Annotated in this window: 13 protein-coding genes; 6 read left to right on the plus strand and 7 right to left on the minus strand. The window is 70.6% G+C overall.

Annotated elements, in window-relative coordinates; genetic code table 11:
• Positions 1–194 precede the first annotated feature (194 nt).
• Positions 195–2051, plus strand: a complete 1857-nt coding sequence (locus E1181_RS08480) for an ABC transporter ATP-binding protein (RefSeq protein WP_132673487.1) — start codon at positions 195–197, stop codon at positions 2049–2051.
• A gap of 7 nt (positions 2052–2058) precedes the next feature.
• Here E1181_RS08480 and E1181_RS08485 read toward each other — a convergent pair whose 3' ends face one another.
• From E1181_RS08485 to E1181_RS08495, 3 genes are all read right to left on the minus strand, one after another.
• On the minus strand, positions 2059–2544 hold the full coding sequence (locus tag E1181_RS08485; protein ID WP_207922056.1) for a MarR family winged helix-turn-helix transcriptional regulator: 486 nt from the start codon (positions 2542–2544) through the stop codon (positions 2059–2061).
• 28 nt (positions 2545–2572) lie between these two features.
• Positions 2573–3568 (minus strand): hypothetical protein, encoded by a 996-nt coding sequence (locus E1181_RS08490; RefSeq protein ID WP_132673412.1) that lies wholly within the window; start codon positions 3566–3568, stop codon positions 2573–2575.
• Positions 3569–3687: 119 nt separating this feature from the next.
• A complete protein-coding gene (locus E1181_RS08495) occupies positions 3688–4680 on the minus strand; it encodes a PHP domain-containing protein (RefSeq protein WP_235876625.1) in 993 nt (330 codons plus the stop codon).
• Positions 4681–4803: 123 nt separating this feature from the next.
• Between E1181_RS08495 and E1181_RS08500 the strand changes: the two genes are divergently transcribed.
• On the plus strand, positions 4804–5871 hold the full coding sequence (locus tag E1181_RS08500; protein ID WP_132673413.1) for a tartrate dehydrogenase: 1068 nt from the start codon (positions 4804–4806) through the stop codon (positions 5869–5871).
• Here E1181_RS08500 and E1181_RS08505 read toward each other — a convergent pair.
• Together E1181_RS08505 and E1181_RS08510 are read right to left on the minus strand one after the other, a co-directional pair.
• Complete coding sequence (locus E1181_RS08505; RefSeq protein WP_132673414.1) at positions 5861–7240, minus strand: amidase; 1380 nt, start codon at positions 7238–7240, stop codon at positions 5861–5863. The two genes, E1181_RS08500 and E1181_RS08505, sit on opposite strands and share 11 nt — an antisense overlap.
• 24 nt (positions 7241–7264) lie before the next feature.
• On the minus strand, positions 7265–8047 hold the full coding sequence (locus tag E1181_RS08510; RefSeq protein ID WP_132673415.1) for a hypothetical protein: 783 nt from the start codon (positions 8045–8047) through the stop codon (positions 7265–7267).
• A gap of 258 nt (positions 8048–8305) precedes the next feature.
• Between E1181_RS08510 and E1181_RS08515 the strand changes: the two genes are divergently transcribed.
• Positions 8306–8992 carry a GntR family transcriptional regulator gene (locus E1181_RS08515; RefSeq protein ID WP_132673416.1) on the plus strand — a complete coding sequence of 229 codons (687 nt, stop codon included), beginning with the start codon at positions 8306–8308 and terminating at the stop codon, positions 8990–8992.
• A gap of 238 nt (positions 8993–9230) precedes the next feature.
• On the opposite strand, the gene E1181_RS08520 is transcribed toward E1181_RS08515, so the two are convergent.
• Positions 9231–10352, minus strand: coding sequence for an acyl-CoA dehydrogenase family protein (locus E1181_RS08520; RefSeq protein ID WP_132673417.1), 1122 nt, complete (start codon positions 10350–10352; stop codon positions 9231–9233).
• Between the two features lie 70 nt (positions 10353–10422).
• Positions 10423–11430, minus strand: coding sequence for a 2-dehydropantoate 2-reductase (locus E1181_RS08525; protein ID WP_132673418.1), 1008 nt, complete (start codon positions 11428–11430; stop codon positions 10423–10425).
• Positions 11431–11730: 300 nt separating this feature from the next.
• Here E1181_RS08525 and E1181_RS08530 point away from each other — a divergent pair, with 300 nt between their 5' ends.
• From E1181_RS08530 to E1181_RS08540, 3 genes are all read left to right on the plus strand, one after another.
• Entirely contained in the window at positions 11731–13431 is a 1701-nt protein-coding gene (locus tag E1181_RS08530; RefSeq protein ID WP_132673419.1) for a thiamine pyrophosphate-binding protein, read from the plus strand.
• 94 nt (positions 13432–13525) lie between these two features.
• Positions 13526–14752 (plus strand): formyl-CoA transferase, encoded by a 1227-nt coding sequence (gene frc / locus E1181_RS08535; RefSeq protein ID WP_132673420.1) that lies wholly within the window; start codon positions 13526–13528, stop codon positions 14750–14752.
• Position 14753: 1 nt separating this feature from the next.
• Positions 14754–16883: an acetate--CoA ligase family protein gene (locus E1181_RS08540; RefSeq protein WP_132673421.1), complete on the plus strand. Its 2130-nt coding sequence runs from the start codon at positions 14754–14756 to the stop codon at positions 16881–16883.
• Positions 16884–17115: the final 232 nt, after the last annotated feature.

The following is a 17115-nucleotide window of genomic DNA, read 5'->3' on the forward strand; positions in this document are numbered from 1 at the left end:
CTCCGGGCGCATCGACCGGGCGTGGGATGTGGCCGAATCGTTGTGGTGCCCAACCGTCCGCTAGGAAGTGCGCGGGGAACATCCGGGAGGCGCATTGACTTCCACCTAGCACGAAGTCCGAGGATGTAGTCACCCGAACCGCTGAGCACCACCACGTCACGAAGGACCACCAAGTGAACGCCAACTGGTCGACGATGCGCTCGTTCGCGAGCGACAAGTCCGTCACCCGGCAACGCCTGTCCGCCGGCCTGCTGCGCCGCATCGCCGGCTACGCCCGGCCCTACGTGCGCGACATCGTGCCGTTCCTGGTGCTGGTCGCGCTGGCCGCCGTGCTCGGGGTGGTCAACCCGCTGCTGTTCAAGGCCATCATCGACGACGGCATCGTGCCCCGGAACTTCTCGCTCGTGGTGTGGCTGGCGCTGGGGGTGGCCGCGGTCGCCGTGCTGGAGGCGGCGATGAGCCTCGCCCAGCGCTGGTACTCCGCGCGCCTCGGCGAGGGCCTGATCTACGACCTGCGCCGGGAGGTCTTCGACCACGTGCAGCGGATGCCGGTGGCGTTCTTCGTGCGCGCCCAGACCGGGGCTCTGGTCAGCAGGCTCAACAACGACGTCATCGGCGCGCAGCGGGCGCTGACCTCGACGTTGTCGTCGGTGGTGTCCAACGTGCTGAGCCTGGTCCTCGTGCTGGCCACCATGTTCACGCTGTCCTGGCAGATCACGGTGATCTCGCTGGTCATGCTGCCGCTGTTCCTGCTGCCGGTGCGCTGGGTGGGCCGCAAGCTCCAGCGCATCACCCGCGAGCAGATGCAGCTCGACGCCGAGATGAGCTCGCTGATGACCGAGCGCTTCGGGGTGTCCGGAGCGATGCTGGCCAAGCTCTACGGCCGCGCGGACGAGGAGTCCGACCGCTTCGCCCGCCGCGCCGAGAAGGTCCGCGACATGGGCATCATCTCGGCGATGTACAGCCGGGTGTTCATGGTGGCGCTGACGCTGCTGGCGGCGCTGGCCACCGCCGTGGTCTACGGCCTGGGCGGCGGCCTGGTGCTGGCCGGGGCGTTCCAGCTGGGCACGCTCGTGGCGCTGGCGACGCTGCTCAACCGGCTCTACGGACCGCTGACCGCGCTGTCGAACGTGCACGTGGACATCATGACGGCGCTGGTGAGCTTCGATCGGGTCTTCGAGGTGCTGGACCTCAAGCCGATGATCACCGAGAAGCCCGACGCCCGGGAGCTGCCCGCCGGGGCCTCCGACGTCGAGTTCGACCAGGTCTCGTTCCGCTACCCCGCATCCAGCGAGGTCTCGCTGGCGTCGCTGGAGTCGGTGGCGCGGGCCGACAACTCCCCCGCCCACCCGGTGCTGCACGACATCAGCTTCCGCGCCCGACCGGGTCAGACGATCGCGCTGGTCGGTCACTCCGGTGCGGGCAAGACGACCATCACGAACCTGGCCGGTCGGCTCTACGACGTCAACGCGGGCGCGGTGCGCATCGGCGGGATCGACGTGCGGGAGGCGTCGCTGGCGTCGCTGTACGAGCACGTCGGGGTGGTCACCCAGGACGCGCACCTGTTCCACGACACGATCCGGGAGAACCTCGCCTTCGCCCGCCCGGAGGCCACCGAGGACGAGCTCGTCGAGGCGCTGCGGACCGCGCAGCTGGGCGAGCTGATCGAGACCTTGCCCGACGGGCTGGACACGGTGGTCGGTGATCGCGGGCACCGGCTCTCCGGCGGTGAGAAGCAGCGGCTGGCGATCGCGCGGCTGCTGCTCAAGGCGCCGCCGATCGTGGTGCTCGACGAGGCCACCGCCCACCTCGACTCGGAGTCGGAGTCGGCGGTGCAGCGGGCGCTGGCCACCGCGCTGTCGGGTCGCACGGCGCTGGTCATCGCCCACCGCTTGGCGACCATCCGGGAGGCCGACCGGATCCTGGTGATCGACGGCGGCACGATCGCCGAGGAGGGCACCCACGAGGAGCTGCTCGCCCGAGGTGGCCACTACGCGGAGCTGTACCGCACGCAGTTCGCCCCGCAGTCGGACTCCGACGAAGCGGCTTGAGGCCGGGTCAGCCGGGCGGGGCCACCGAGAGGGTTCCGCCCGGATCGACCTGGGCGAGCAGGGCGCTGCAGAGCTCATCGAGGACCTGGACCTGATCCTCGTCGAGACCGTCCATGATCAGCGAGCGGACCTGCTCGACGTGGCCGGGGGCGGAGGCGATGACCTTGGCCATCCCGGCGTCGGTGAGCTCGGCGATGCTGCCGCGCGCGTCGTCCTCGGCCTTGCGGCGGGAGACGTAACCCTGCTTCTCCAGCCGCGACACCACGTGCGAGACGCGCGAGGCCGAGGCGTTGGACTGCTGCGCGAGGTGGCTCATCCGCAGCTGGTGCCCGGGCGCCTCCGAGAGCATCGCCAGCACCCAGTAGCCGAACATCGTCAGTCCGGCGTCGCGCTGCAGCTGCGCGTCCAGAGCGGCCGGCACGACCGCCATCAGGGCGGCCAGCTTCCGCCAGGCGCGCTGCTCGTGGTCGCTCAACCAGCGCGTGTCACTCACGGTCCAGAGCCTAACAGCAGTTCAAGCTTCAACGAGGTTGCCCGACCAGTGGGGACACCCCTCGGGCCGCGCAGAACGAGCCGATCTTCTCGCGCAGCTCCACCGCCGCCGGGGCCGCCTGCAGCGGCGTGCGTTCCAGGGCCTTGCCGAGCCGCCGCAGTCGCCGCAGCACGGCTTCGGTCCGTCGCGCGGCAGCAGCGTCCAACACCAGGTCGACCTGCTCGACGGCTCCGTCGAGCTCCCCACCTCGCAGCCGAGCGGCGGCCAGGTCCAGCCTCGCGAGGCACAGCTCGCCGATGCGCTGCCGCGCGGCGGGTTCCTGCGCGTAACCGGCGATGGCGGTGATCGCGTCCCGCTCGGCGCGCGCGAGGCCCACCTGGCCACCGAGCCACAGCGCGGTCGAGGAGGCGTAGCCGTACTGCTTGGCGACCGGGAACTCCATCAGCCCGGCAGGGTCGTCGGCCTCCGCGACCTGCTCGCGGGCTTCTTCAGCTCGGGTCAGGGCTCGTTCGGCGGCGTGGGCATCGCCCAGCCGCGCCTGCGCGCGGGCCTCCAGGGCCGCCAGCCGAACCATGGCGGTGCCGGATTCGGGCTGGTGGCGCAGCCCGTCCTGGGCGAGCTCGACGGAGTCTCGGCAGCGGTCGTCCCAGTAGGCCACGAGGCTCTGCGTGCCCCGGATCCAGCAGCGCAGCGCATCGCTGCCGGCCTGCTCGGCGCACTGGAACGCGGTGCGCGCCTGGGCCTCGGCCGCCACCGAGTGCCCGAGGTCGAAGGCGGCGTTGGCCATCGCCGCGCACACCAGGCCGGTGGTGTGGAACCAGTCGCGGGCGTGTTCGGCGGGCACCCGCCTTTCCAGCACCTTCATCGCCCGGTCGCGCAGGTCACGCAGCTCCACGTACAGCGGGAACACCGGCTGGTGCGGGTAGTCGTCGATGATGCGCGCGACGTCCGCGCGGAAGCGTTCGAGGTTCTGCGGCCCGTTGGGGCCTGGCCGGGTGGGGGTGGCGTGTTCGGTGGCCGGCATGAGCGCCTCGCTCTCGACGTGCCGTTGCCCCGAAAACCGGGCCTGGACCTGCTGCTTCGTCGCAACGGCGGCTCACGCGTACGGTGACAGCCCGCCCGAGTGAACCGCAAGTGGGGCTTTCAGCTGGCGATATCCGCTGCCGGTCGGGTGTTGATGACGCGGTCGGGGCCGATGCCGCACTCCTCGGCGCGGGCGCAGCCGTGCACCAGCCAGTCGAGTTGGCCGGGAGCGTGGGCGTCGGAGTCAACGCTGAACTCGCAGCCGAGGTCGCGGGCGAGTTCCAGCAGCTCGCGGGGCGGGTCGAGCCGGTCGGGTCGAGAATTGATCTCCACAGCGACCTCGTGGTCGCGGCAGGCGGTGAACACCTCGCGCGCGTCGAAGGTCGACTGGGGCCGCTTGCGGTCGCCGATGAGCCGGCCCGTGCAGTGCCCGAGCACGTCGACGTGCGGGTTGCGGACGGCGGCGACCATGCGGCGGGTCATCGGTCCCGAGGCCATCCGCAGGTCCGAGTGCACGCTGGCCACCACGACGTCGAGCTCGGCGAGCAGGTCGTCGTCCTGGTCGAGGCTGCCGTCACCGAGGATGTCGACCTCGATGCCGGTGAGGATCCGGAACGGCGCCAGCCGCCGGTTGAGCTCGGCGACCACACCCAGCTGCTCGCGCAGCCGATCGGCCGCCAGGCCGCGCGCGACCGTGAGCCGGGGCGAGTGGTCGGTCAGCGCCATCCACTCGTGCCCCAGCTCTCGCGCGGTGGTGGCCATCTCGGCGATCGGGCTACCGCCATCGGACCAGTCGGAGTGGGTGTGGCAGTCCCCGCGCAGCGCGGCGCGAAGGGTCGCGCCGTGCTCGGGGACCTCGGCCTCGTCGCGCAGCTTCGCCAGGTAGTCGGGGGTTTCACCGCGGTGGGCCTGGGTGATGACCGCGGCGGTGGTGCGGCCGATGCCCTCCAGGTCGGTGAGCCCACCGGATTCGACCCGCCGGTCCAGGTCGGAGGTCTCGGACACGACTGCGGCGGCCCGGCGGAACGCCCGGACCCGGTAGGTGGGCGCGTTCTTCCGTTCCAGCCAGAAGGCGATCTCGCGCAGGGCCGAGACCGCGCCGTCGTCGGTCACCCGTCCTTGGTAGCCCGTGACGCGCTCCTCCGCCACCGTTGCCGCACGGCCCTTCCCCGCCGATGTCCCCACGCGTTAGATGAACCCGAACGTGTCCACTCGACCTTGCGACGGGATGTGCCCATGCAGCAGTACGAGATCGCGGTGTTGCCCGGCGACGGCATCGGCAACGAGGTCATGCCCGAAGCGCTGCGCGTGCTGGACGTGATCGGCGCGAAGTACGGCGTGCGGTTCGACCACTGCCACTTCGACTGGAGCTGCGAGACCTACCGCAAGACCGGGCGGATGATGCCCGAGGACGGCCTCGACCGGCTGCGCGACCACCACTCGATCCTGCTGGGCGCGGTCGGCTACCCGGGCGTTCCGGACCACATCTCGCTGTGGGGGCTGCTGATCCCGATCCGCCGGGTGTTCGACCAGTACGTCAACCTGCGCCCGGTGCGCCTGCTGCCCGGGGTGACGCCTCCGGTGCGCGACAAGCAGCCCGGCGACATCGACTTCTGGGTGGTGCGGGAGAACACCGAGGGCGAGTACTCGAAGCTCGGCGGCCGCCAGAACGAGGGAACCGACCGCGAGACGGTGCTGCAGACCGCGTCGTTCACCCGCTTCGGCACGGACCGGATCATGCGCTACGCGTTCGACCTGGCCCGCAAGCTCGGCAAACCGCACGTGACCTCGGCGACGAAGTCCAACGGGATCTACTACTCGATGCCGTTCTGGGACGAGCGTTTCGCCGAGATCTCCCAGGAGTACCCGGAGGTCCGCGTGGACCAGGACCACATCGACATCCTGTGCGCGCGGTTCGTGATGACCCCGGAGCGCTTCGACGTGGTGGTGGCCAGCAACCTCTTCGGCGACATCCTCTCCGACCTCGGTCCGGGCGTGACCGGCACGATCGGCGTCGCGCCCTCGGGCAACATCAACCCGGAGGGCCGCTACCCGTCGACGTTCGAGCCGGTGCACGGCTCGGCGCCGGACATCGCGGGCAAGGGCATCGCCAACCCGATCGGCCAGATCTGGTCGGTCGGCATGTTGCTCGACCACCTCGGCCTGACCGAGGCGGGCGCGGACGTGGTGACCGCGATCGAGCAGGTGCTCGGCGACCCCACCGCCCCGCGCACCCCGGACCTGGGCGGCACGGCCACGACCGAGGACCTCGGCAAGGCGATCGCCGAGGCGATCAACGGCTGAGGCGGGCGGCCACGGCGAACAGCCGGTCCTCCTGTCCCGGTCGGCCGACCAGCTGCAGGCCGACCGGGAGCCCGTCCACCGTTCCGGCGGGCACCGAGATCGCCGGGGCTCCGGCGAGGTTCCAGGGCCGGGTCAGCCCGATCAGCGGGCCGCGCACCTGAGTCCGGGTGCCGTTGACCTCGATCTCGCGCTGGTCGATCTCGGGCGCGGTGACGCTGGTGGTGGGCATGGCCAGCAGCTCGACCTCGTCGAGCAGCCCGGCGACCTCGGCGCGCCAGTCGTCGCGCTCGCCGAGCGCCCGCACGTACTGCCAGCCGGCGGTCTCACCGGCCAGCCGCAGGATCGCCAGGACGTCGTCGGTGAACAGCTGCGGGGCGTCGGCGATGCGCTCGGCGTGCACGGCGTGGGCCTCGCTGAACTGGATCGCGCCGAAGGCCCGCAGCATCCCCTCCAACCCGCTCGGCCGGACTTCCCGCACGTCGATCCCGTCGAGGTCGAGCGCAGTCCGCGCGACACCGGTGACGCGGGGGTCGGTGGGGTGCAGCAGGTCCGGCGGGATCCAGCCGAGGGACACCTCGGAACCGTGCTCGCGGCTGGGCATCGGCCGCAGTCCGGCCAGCACCCGGTAGGCCAGCCGGCAGTCCGCGGTGGTGCCGGCGAGCACGCCGACGTGGTCGAGGGTTTGCGACAGCGGGAACACGCCGTCGGCGGGAATCGCGCCGTGGGCGGGTTTGAAACCCGCGACCCCGCACAGCGATGCCGGGATGCGCACCGAGCCGCCGGTGTCGGTGCCCAGCGCCAGCGGCACCATCCCGGCCGCGACCGCCGCGCCGCTGCCGCCGCTGGACCCGCCGGTCATCCGCCCGGTGTCGTGCGGGTTTCGCGAGGGCCCGTTGTGGGCGCGGTCCCCGGTGGGGCCGAAGGCGAACTCGTGGGTGGTGGTCTTGCCGATGATCACCGCACCGGCCTCCCGCAACCGGCGCACGCACTCGGCGTCCGATGTGGACACGTGGTCGGCGAAGTGCGCCGAGCCCATGGTGGTGCGCAACCCGGCCACGTCGATGATGTCCTTGACCGCCACCGGGATGCCGTGCAGCGGGCCGCGGTCGAGGCCGTCGGACAGCTCGGCGTCGGCCTTCTCCGCCGCGCGCAGCGCGCCTTCGCGGTCGAGGGTGACCACGGCGTTCAGCTCTCCGTCGAGCGCGTCGACCGCGGCGAGCGCGGCCGTGGCGAGGTCGACGGCGCGCAGCTCATCGCGGCGCAGCTGCTCGCCGAGCTCCTCGATGGTGCGGCCGTGGAAGAAACCTGTCGTGTGCTGCGTCCCGGTGCTCAACGCGCCTCCCGCCCGGCTGATCAGCGAAGGGCTCATCTTCGGCTCGCGAACGACGATCCGTCAACGCTCGGCGCGCACCGCGGTGATCACCATCAGCGCCGCCACCAGCAGTGCCATCCCCAGCGACAGCACCGTGACTCCGGCGTCGTCCGCGGGCCCGTGCCCGGACAGCCCGGACAGCAGGGATTTCACGCCGAGGAACACCAGCAGCGCCGAGAACCCGACCGACGCGTCGGTCGTCCGCGCGCACAGCCGGGCGGCCAGCCGCACCAGCCGGACGGCGCCGAGCAGCGCGAGCAGGTTCGCGCACAGCACCACCACCGATCCACCGCCGGTCGCCGACACCGCGAAGGCGCCGAACGCCACCGCCGCCGGAATGGCGCCCAGGCTCAGCGCCCCGGCGTGCGGCAGACCGGACTCACCGGCTCGGAACAGCCACCAGGCGGCGAGGAGCACCAGCAGCCCGAACAGCGCGGAGATCCACGCGACCCCGGCGACCCCGGTGGCGGCCAGCACGATCCGGGTCAGAGCGGAGGCGCCGACGGCGAGCACCACCAGCCCCTTCGCGGCGGGGAGCTGGTGGGTCAGCACCACGAGCACGACGACCAGGTCCACGGTGACCGCGAACGCCGATCCCCAGGCCGCCAGGAACTCCGCGGCCACCACCGGTGAACCGATGCTCAGGCCACCCGCGGCGAGCAGCGCGACCGCGATTCCGGCTGCGGCCACGGGCAGGTCGTGCCGCGTGGGGGCGCGCCCTCGGGCGCAGGTGAGCAGGTCGGTGGCCACTGCTGCGAGCAGCACGGCGACCGCTGCGAACGGGAGCAACGCGGGCACGCTCATCGGCGCCTCCGGCAGTGGGGAGCGGATCGTTCCCCGCGGACCTCGGCTCTGGGGCCTGGCACCGGTGGTTGTAGTCCGGCCGGAGGATGGTGTCCAGGACCACACCGGTTATCCATCCGTTCGGCCCAGCGGCTGGTCCACACTGGACGGATCGGCTCCGCCGCTCGCAGCTCCGCGCTCACCGACCGGAATACTGTATGCTAAAACCACGGGCCGAGCCCGTGGCCACCGTCGGTACGAGCAACCGGAGCTGACCGCATGTCGCTGACCTCGAAGCTGTCCGAGGGCCTCGCCACCCGCCAGGTGGCGCGCCCGGTCCCGCTGCGCGAGACGGTCTACGAGGCCATCCTCGAACTGATCATCACCGGCGAGCTCAAACCCGGTCAGCACCTGGTCGAGAAGGAGCTGGCCGAGGCGCTCGGCGTCTCCCGCCAGCCCGTTCGCGAAGCCCTCCAGTGGCTCCAGAAGGACGAGTGGGTCGACCTGCGCCCGGGTTACGGCGCCTTCGTCCACAGCCCCACCCCGGAGGAGGCCGATCAGCTCCTCGGCGTGCGCACCCTGCTGGAAGCCGAGTCCGCCCGGCTGGCGGCGCTGAACTCCACCAAGGACGGCGTCGCCGAGCTCAAGCAGATCTACAAGTCCGGTCTCGCCGCCCTCAAGGCCGACGACGTCGAAGCGGTGGTGGCCGCCAACGCCGAGCTGCACGCCAAGATCACCGAGATGTCCGGCAACAAGGTCCTCAACGAGCTCGCCGCGCAGATCAACCGCCGAGTCCGCTGGTACCACACGCCCGTCGCCAAGAGCCGCGGCAAGCAGGCCTGGGACGAGCACTCCGCGCTCATCGACGCCATCGCCAAGAAGGACGGCGACACCGCGTCGAACCTCATGCGCGAGCACACCGAACACACCCGCAAGAGCTACCTCGATCAGAGCACCGAGGACTAGATCAACTCCACACGCTCCGGTTTCTCCGTTGTGAAAGCACCGAGAAAGCTGAATCGTGCACCATTCGTGTTGCCTGCCTGGGGCACATGGGCGTCCGGTGTTGGATCGGCGGTCGCTCGGGTGGCCGGGCGCCGGTTCGGTGAGTGATGGGGGATTCATCGCGCCGGCGCCGGCGTCACCGTCCAGGGAGGGGGACTGAGAGCGGCCGCTTGTGGGGAGCGGCCGTTCTTTCCTCTTTCTAGGCCAAAAGCGCTCTCCCGCAGGCGATTCTGCCCACGTGGTCCCAGGCTTGATCCACCGCGAACTGACCGTGGGCCGCGGTGTGGGCGTCCCTGAAGCGGCGTTCGACGCCGTAGTCCTGGCGGAAGGCGTGCTGACCGCACACCTTGATGCCGAGTTCGGCGACCTGGACGGCGTTCTCGCCGCTGAGCGCGCGGGCTTGCAGCAGTCGTTGCAGACCGTCGGGGTGCCAGCCGTGCTGGACGGCGTCGGCGAGCACCAGCTCGGCGGTGTCCACCTTCGTCCGCATCCGGGCCAGATCGGCCCTGACCTCGGCTTGCTCGGCAGGCGGGGCCTGCCAGCGGGACCAGGACGGCTGCGGGCCCGTCACGCACTCGACGCCGCGAGCGAGCACTGCCCGCATCAGGCCGAGCGCGAGCGCGGCCTGCAGGGCGCACAGCCAGGGCAGGATCACCTCCAGCAGCTCCTGCGCGGCGCCTCCGCTTTCGCCGATCGCGGCGGAGGTGGGGACCAGGACCGGGTCCGCGGTGATGGTCGCGGTGGCGCTCCCGCGCAGCCCCACCGCGTCGGCCGATGCGGGAACGCACAGGCCGGGCGCTTCAGCCGGGACCAGCCACAGCGACAGGCCGCCGCGCTGCCCGGCGGGCGGTGCGGTCCAGACGTAGCTGTCGGCTTCACCGGCCGAGACGACCCAGTTCTTGCGGGCCGACAGGGCGACCACTCCCCCGCGCGATTCGGCCCGTCCTGCCGGGACCAGTCCGGGGTTCCCGGTCTCGGCCAGCGCCAGGGTGCTGAGGTGGCGGCCGGCGGCGATCGCGCGCAGGAGTTCGGGATCGGCGTGGCGGGTCAGCACCGCCGTGGCCGCGTAGTGGGCGGCCAGCACCGCGGCGGTGGATCCGCAGACGCGGGCGACCCGGTCGGTGACCTCGACGGCTTCGCCGAGGCCGCGGCCGCAGCCGCCGTGCCGCGTGGGCGAGGTCAGGCCGAGCAGACCGGCCCGGCCGAGCGCGTCGACGTTCTCGCGCGGGAACCGCCCTGCACCATCGGTGTCGCGGGCTCGCGGCTCGATGGTCCTGCGCAGGACGCGGTCGAGGGCGTCGCGGTGGTTGCGGGCCGTCATCGCGGGCCCCTGGCCGGGCCCGCCGCGACGAGCGCGCGGCGGGCCCGGGTGCTGCTGCGGTCGGACATGCTCACTCCCGTGGGATGCGCCCGGCCGTCGCGGGTTCGCCGGGCGCGAGCCGCTGACCGAGCAGGTCACCGAGTGCGTTGACGGTGCGCAACGTGGGGGCTTCGGCACCCACCAGGTCGGCCAGTTCGACGACCGCGGTGAGCATCGCCGCCAGTTCCAGCGGTTTTCCCCTCTCCAGGTCCTGCAGGGTCGAGGTCTTGTGGTCACCGGTGCGTTCGGCTCCGGCCAGACGCCGGTCGATGGCGATGTCCGGATCGCAGCCGAGCGCGGCGGCGATCTCCAGCGATTCGCGCATCATCGCGGCCACGAGCGCCCGCACTCCCGAGTGGCGGCACATCCCGGCGAGGGTGGCTCCGGTGAGCGCGCTGATCGGGTTGAAGGCGACGTTGCCCATCAGCTTGATCCAGATGTCGCGGCGGATGTCGTCCTCGACCGGGCACTTCAGCCCGCCGGCGATCATGGCGTCGCTGAACTCGCGGCAGCGCGCGGAAGCGGTGCCGTCGGGCTCGCCGATGGAGAAGCGGGTTCCCTCCCTGTGCCGCACCACTCCGGGGGCGTCGAGTTCGGTGGCGGCGTAGACCACGCAGCCGATGGCGCGGCGTGGCGGCAGGACCCGGCTGACGGCTCCACCGGGGTCGACGGTGTCGATGCGGTGGCCTTCGAAGGGACCGCGCAGTCCGTGGAAGTACCACCACGGAATTCCGTTCTGCGCGGCGATGATCGTGGTGTCCTCCTTGAGCAGGGGGTGGACCAGTGGTCCGCAGGTGGCGTAGGAATATGCCTTCAGGCCGAGGACGACGTGGTCGACCGCGCCGATCTCGGCCGGATCGTCGGTGGCGTGGGGCGCGACCTGGAAGTCCCCGCGGGGGCTGAGCACCCGCACGCCGTCGGCGCGCAGCGCGGCCAGGTTGTCCCCACGAGCCAGCAGGCTCACGTCCGCTCCCGCCCGATGCAGGCAGGCACCCACGTACGCGCCGATGGCACCGGCGCCGACAACAGCGACTCTCACAATCGATCTCCGCTCTGGTCTTGCGGCCAGGCGCAGGTGTCGGTGCATTCAGTATACAGTATGTGAATCACCGGGCAAGATTCTCGCTCCCCCGGACTTCCGGCGGAACGCCGGAATTGGCCCGATGACCAGCTGATCCGCATCATCAAGCTCCACTATGGACGAATCTCGCCCGGCGACGAGTCCCGCGGCGACCTATGGACACCCGCGCTTCGCTGCGGTATCCCTGATACGGACCTCATACGGTATGCAGTATGGAGACGACCGCAGACGCGTGTTCACACAAGGGGATGAGCGCTGATGGCCCAGACGGCACCCGACAACGCAGGCGAACCCGATCAGATCTCCGGCGGCCACCTCGTCGCCAAGGCGCTCAAAGCCGAAGGCGTGGACACGATCTTCACCCTCTGCGGTGGCCACATCATCGACATCTACGACGGCTGCGTCGACGAGGGCATCGACGTCATCGACGTGCGCCACGAGCAGGTCGCCGCCCACGCCGCCGACGGCTACTCCCGCATCACCGGCAAGCCCGGCTGCGCGGTGGTCACCGCGGGTCCCGGCACCACCGACGCGGTCACCGGCGTGGCCAACGCCTTCCGCGCGGAGAGCCCGATGCTGCTCATCGGCGGCCAGGGCGCGCTGTCACAGCACAAGATGGGCTCGCTGCAGGACCTGCCGCACGTGGACATGATGAACCCGATCACCAAGTTCGCCGCCACCGTGCCGCACACCGAACGCGCCGCCGACATGGTGTCGATGGCCTTCCGCGAGTGCTTCCACGGCTCGCCCGGCCCGTCGTTCCTGGAGATCCCGCGCGACGTGCTCGACGCCAAGGTCCCGGTGGACAAGGCCCGCATCCCGCAGGCCGGCGGATACCGGGCCACCACCCGCTCGGCCGGTGATCCCGACGCGGTGCAGAAGCTCGCCGACCTGCTGGTCAAGGCCGAGAAGCCCTGCATCCTGCTGGGGAGCCAGACCTGGACCTGCCGGGCCACCGACTCGGCGGTCAAGCTGGTCCGCGAGCTCAACGTCCCCGCCTTCTGCAACGGAGCCGGTCGCGGCACGCTCCCGCCCGGGGACCCGCTGCACTTCCAGCTCGCGCGCCGCTACGCCTTCCAGAACTCCGACCTGATCATCATCCTCGGCACGCCGTTCGACTTCCGGATGGGCTACGGCAAGCGCCTCTCCCCCGAGGCGACCGTCGTGCAGATCGACCTGGACTACCGCACGGTCGGCCGCAACCGCGACGTCGACCTGGGCATCGTCGGCGACGCCGACGCGGTGCTCACCGCCCTGTCGCAGGCCGCGTCCGGGCGCACCGACAACGGCGCCAGCGGGCGCAAGGCGTGGGTGCAGGAACTGCGCGAGGTCGAGAGCGCCGCGCTGACCAAGCGCCTCCCGCGCCAGCACTCCGACTCCTCCCCCATCGACCCCTACCGGCTGGTGCACGAGATCAACGAGTTCCTCACCGAGGACTCCATCTACATCGGCGACGGCGGCGACATCGTCACCTTCTCCGGCCAGGTCATCCAGCCCAAGTCCCCCGGCCACTGGATGGACCCCGGGCCGCTGGGAACCCTCGGCGTCGGCGTGCCGTTCGCCATGGCCGCCAAGAAGGCCTGCCCGGACAAGGAAGTGGTGTGCCTGTTCGGCGACGGCGCGTTCAGCCTCACCGGCTGGGACTTCGAGACGATGGTGCGCTTCGACCTTCCTTTCGTGGGCATCGTCGGCAACAACTCCTCGATGAACCAGATCCGCTACGGCCAGATCGCCAAGTACGGCGAGGACCGCGGCCGAGTCGGCAACACCCTCGGCGACATCCCCTACAGCAAGTTCGCGCAAATGCTCGGCGGTTACGGCGAAGAGGTCCACGACCCCGCCGACATCGCGCCCGCGCTGCAACGCGCGCGCGAGTCCGGCAAGCCGTCGCTGATCAACGTCTGGGTCGATCCCGAGGTCTACGCCCCTGGAACGATGAACCAGACCATGTACAAGTGAGAACCCGTTCCCGGAGCCCGTTTTCGCGTTGAGGTGCCAGTAGCGAGAGTCGACCGAGCGGCTTCGCCGCTTCAGGAGCAAAGAGGTGCCAGTCATGAGTGCATTGGAAGGCGTGCGCGTCCTGGACATGACGCACGTCCAGTCCGGACCGTCCGCGACGCAGATCCTGGCCTGGCTCGGGGCCGACGTGGTCAAGCTGGAGGCACCCACCGGCGACATCACCCGCAAGCAGCTGCGCGACGTCGCCGACGCCGACAGCCTCTACTTCACGATGCTCAACTGCAACAAGCGCAGCATCACGCTGAACATGAAGTCCGACGCGGGCAAGGAGATCTTCACCCGGCTCGTCGCCGAATCCGACGTGCTGGTGGAGAACTTCGGTCCCGGGACCGTGGACCGCATGGGCTTCACCTGGGAGAAGCTGCGCGAGATCAACCCGAAGCTGATCTACGCCTCGATCAAGGGGTTCGGCGACGGGCCCTACACGCACTTCAAGGCCTACGAGGTGGTCGCGCAGGCCATGGGCGGTTCGATGTCCACCACCGGTTTCGAGGACGGCCCGCCCATGGCCACCGGGGCCCAGATCGGCGACTCCGGGACCGGTATCCACACGGTGGCCGGGATCCTCGCCGCGCTGCTGCAGCGCGAGCGCACCGGGGCCGGCCAGCGCGTGTCGGTGGCGATGCAGCACGCGGTGCTCAACCTCTGCCGGGTGAAGCTGCGCGACCAGCAGCGGCTGGCGCACGGCCCGCTGCGCGAGTACCCCAACGCCGACTTCGGCGACGAGGTCCCGCGTTCGGGCAACGCCTCCGGCGGTGGTCAGCCGGGCTGGGCGGTGCGCTGCAAGCCGGGCGGCGACAACGACTACATCTACGTCATCGTGCAGCCGCAGGGCTGGGCACCGATCGCGAAGCTCATCGGCAGGCCCGAGCTGATCGACGATCCCGACTGGGCCACGCCGGAAGCACGACTGTCGAAGCTGGACAAGATGTTCAGCATGATCGAGGAGTGGACGCTCGGTCACGACAAGTGGTCCGTGCTGGCCGCGCTCAACGAGCACAACGTGCCGTGTGGTCCGATCCTGTCGACCAAGGAGATCATCGAGGACGCCTCGCTGGCCGACAACGACATGATCGTCAGCGTCGATCACCCGGAGCGCGGTGAGTTCAAGACGGTCGGCTGCCCGATCAAGCTCTCCGACTCCCCCGTCGACGTCCAGCGCTCCCCCCTGCTCGGCGAGCACACGGCCGAGGTCTTCCGGGACCGGCTGGGCATCGACGAGTCCGAACTGGCCGAGCTCAAGGCGAACGGAGTGATCTGAAGTGGCATACGACGGTGCCCGCGTGCGGGAGGTGCTCGACGCGGTGCGGTCCGAGGGCCGGGCGGCGCTGACCGCGCCCGAAGCCAAGCAGCTGTGCGACGCCTACGGCATTCCCACCGCCGGTGAGGGCCTGGCCACCAGCGCCGACGAGGCGGTCGCGCTGGCGGCCGAGTTCGGCGGCCCGGTGGCGTTGAAGATCGTCTCCCCGGACATCCTGCACAAGACCGACGCGGGCTGCGTCCTGGTCGACGTCAGCGGCGAGGACGACGTGCGGGCCGGCTACCGGCAGATCCTGGCCAACGCCCACGCCCACGTCGAGAACCCCTCGATCGCCGGGGTGCAGGTGCAGCAGATGGTCAGCGGCCAGGAGGTCATCGTCGGGGCCACCACCGACCCCACCTTCGGCAAGGTCGTGGCCTTCGGGCTCGGCGGGGTGCTGGTGGAGGTGCTCAAAGACGTCACCTTCCGGCTGGCTCCGCTGAGCTCCGGTGAGGCCAGGGCGATGCTCGACGACATCGCCGCGGCCGAGGTGCTGCGCGGTGCGCGCGGCGCGGAACCGGTTGACGCCGCGGCGCTCTCGGAGGTGTTGCGCAGGGTCTCCGAGCTGGTCAGCGACTTCCCGGAGATCGCCGAGCTCGACCTCAACCCGGTCTTCGCGACGCCGTCGGGCGCCACGGCGGCCGACGTGCGGATCGTGCTGCAGACCGAGGAGCCCGCCGAGGCGCCGCAGCGCTCGCAGGAGGAGATCCTGGAGTCGATGCGGCGGCTGATGACGCCGAGCAGCATCGCGGTGATCGGGGCCTCCAACGAGGAGGGCAAGATCGGGAACTCCGTGATGAAGAACCTGATCAACGGCGGGTACGCGGGCGAGATCCACCCGATCAATCCCAAGGCCGACGAGATCATGGGCCGCAAGGCGCACAGGAGCATCACCGAGGTGCCGGGCGAGGTGGACGTCGCGGTGTTCACGGTGCCCGCGAAGTTCGTGGCCTCCGCGCTGGAGGAGTGCGGCGCGAAGGGCGTCGCGGCGGCGGTGCTGATCCCCTCCGGCTTCGCCGAGACCGGCAACCACGAGTTGCAGGAGGAGGTCGTGGCGGTCGCCCGCAAGCACGGGATCCGGCTGCTGGGCCCCAACATCTACGGCTACTACTACACACCGCAGAACCTGTGCGCGACGTTCTGCACCCCCTACGACGTGCGCGGCGGGGTGGCGCTGACCTCGCAGAGCGGCGGCATCGGGATGGCCATCCTGGGCTTCTCGCGCACCACGAAGATGGGTGTGTCGGCGATCGTCGGGCTGGGCAACAAGTCCGACGTGGACGAGGACGACCTGCTGACGTTCTTCGAGGACGACGACAACACCAACGTCGTGGCCATGCACCTGGAAGACCTCAAGGACGGGCGGGCGTTCGTGCGGGCCGCCAAGAGCATCACGAAGAAGAAGCCGGTGGTGGTGCTCAAGGCCGGTCGCACCGACATGGGCGCGCGAGCGGCCAGTTCGCACACCGGGGCGCTGGCGGGCAACGACAAGGTCTACGACGACGTCCTGCGCCACTCGGGCGTGGTGCGGGCTCCCGGGCTCAACGAGATGCTGGAGTACGCGCGCGGCCTCCCGGTGCTGCCCACACCTCAGGGCGAGAACGTCGTGATCATCACCGGTGCCGGCGGGTCGGGGGTGCTGCTGTCGGACGCCTGCGTGGCCAACGGTCTCGACCTGATGGACATCCCGCCGGACCTCGACGCGGAGTTCCGGCGCTACATCCCGCCGTTCGGAGCGGCGGGCAACCCGGTCGACATCACCGGTGGTGAGCCGCCGAGCACCTACGAGGCCACCATCCGGCTCGGGTTGCGGGATCCGCGGATCCACTCGCTGATCCTGGGGTACTGGCACACCATCGTCACTCCTCCGATGGTGTTCGCCGAACTGGCTTCCCGCGTGGCCGAGGAGGCGCGCGCGGAAGGGATCGACAAGCCGATCGTGGTGTCGCTGGCGGGTGACACCGAGGTGGAGAAGGCGGCGGACTACCTGTTCGACCACGGCATCGTCGCCTTCCCCTACACCACCGAGAAGCCGGTAGCGGTGCTGGGCGCGAAGTACCAGTGGGCCCGCTCCGCAGGACTCCTCGGCTGATCGGCCGACGGTCACGCAAGCGGCGAAGCCGCTTTCTCCTTCACCACCCTCGCAACTCGCACCGCCGCGGGTTCGCCAGCGGCTTCGTGGCGAGGACGGCCACTCCGGCGTGTATTGGACATACATCAGGAGTGGCACCCGCAGTCCACGGAGCCGCTCAGGTTCCGCCACCCGCACCGCTCAGCAGAGCTCTCACTGGAAGGTCCCGAGGACAAGGAGGTCCGATGTGGAC

The sequence above is a fragment of the Saccharopolyspora terrae genome, from assembly GCF_004348435.1.
Lineage (GTDB): Bacteria > Actinomycetota > Actinomycetes > Mycobacteriales > Pseudonocardiaceae > Saccharopolyspora > Saccharopolyspora endophytica.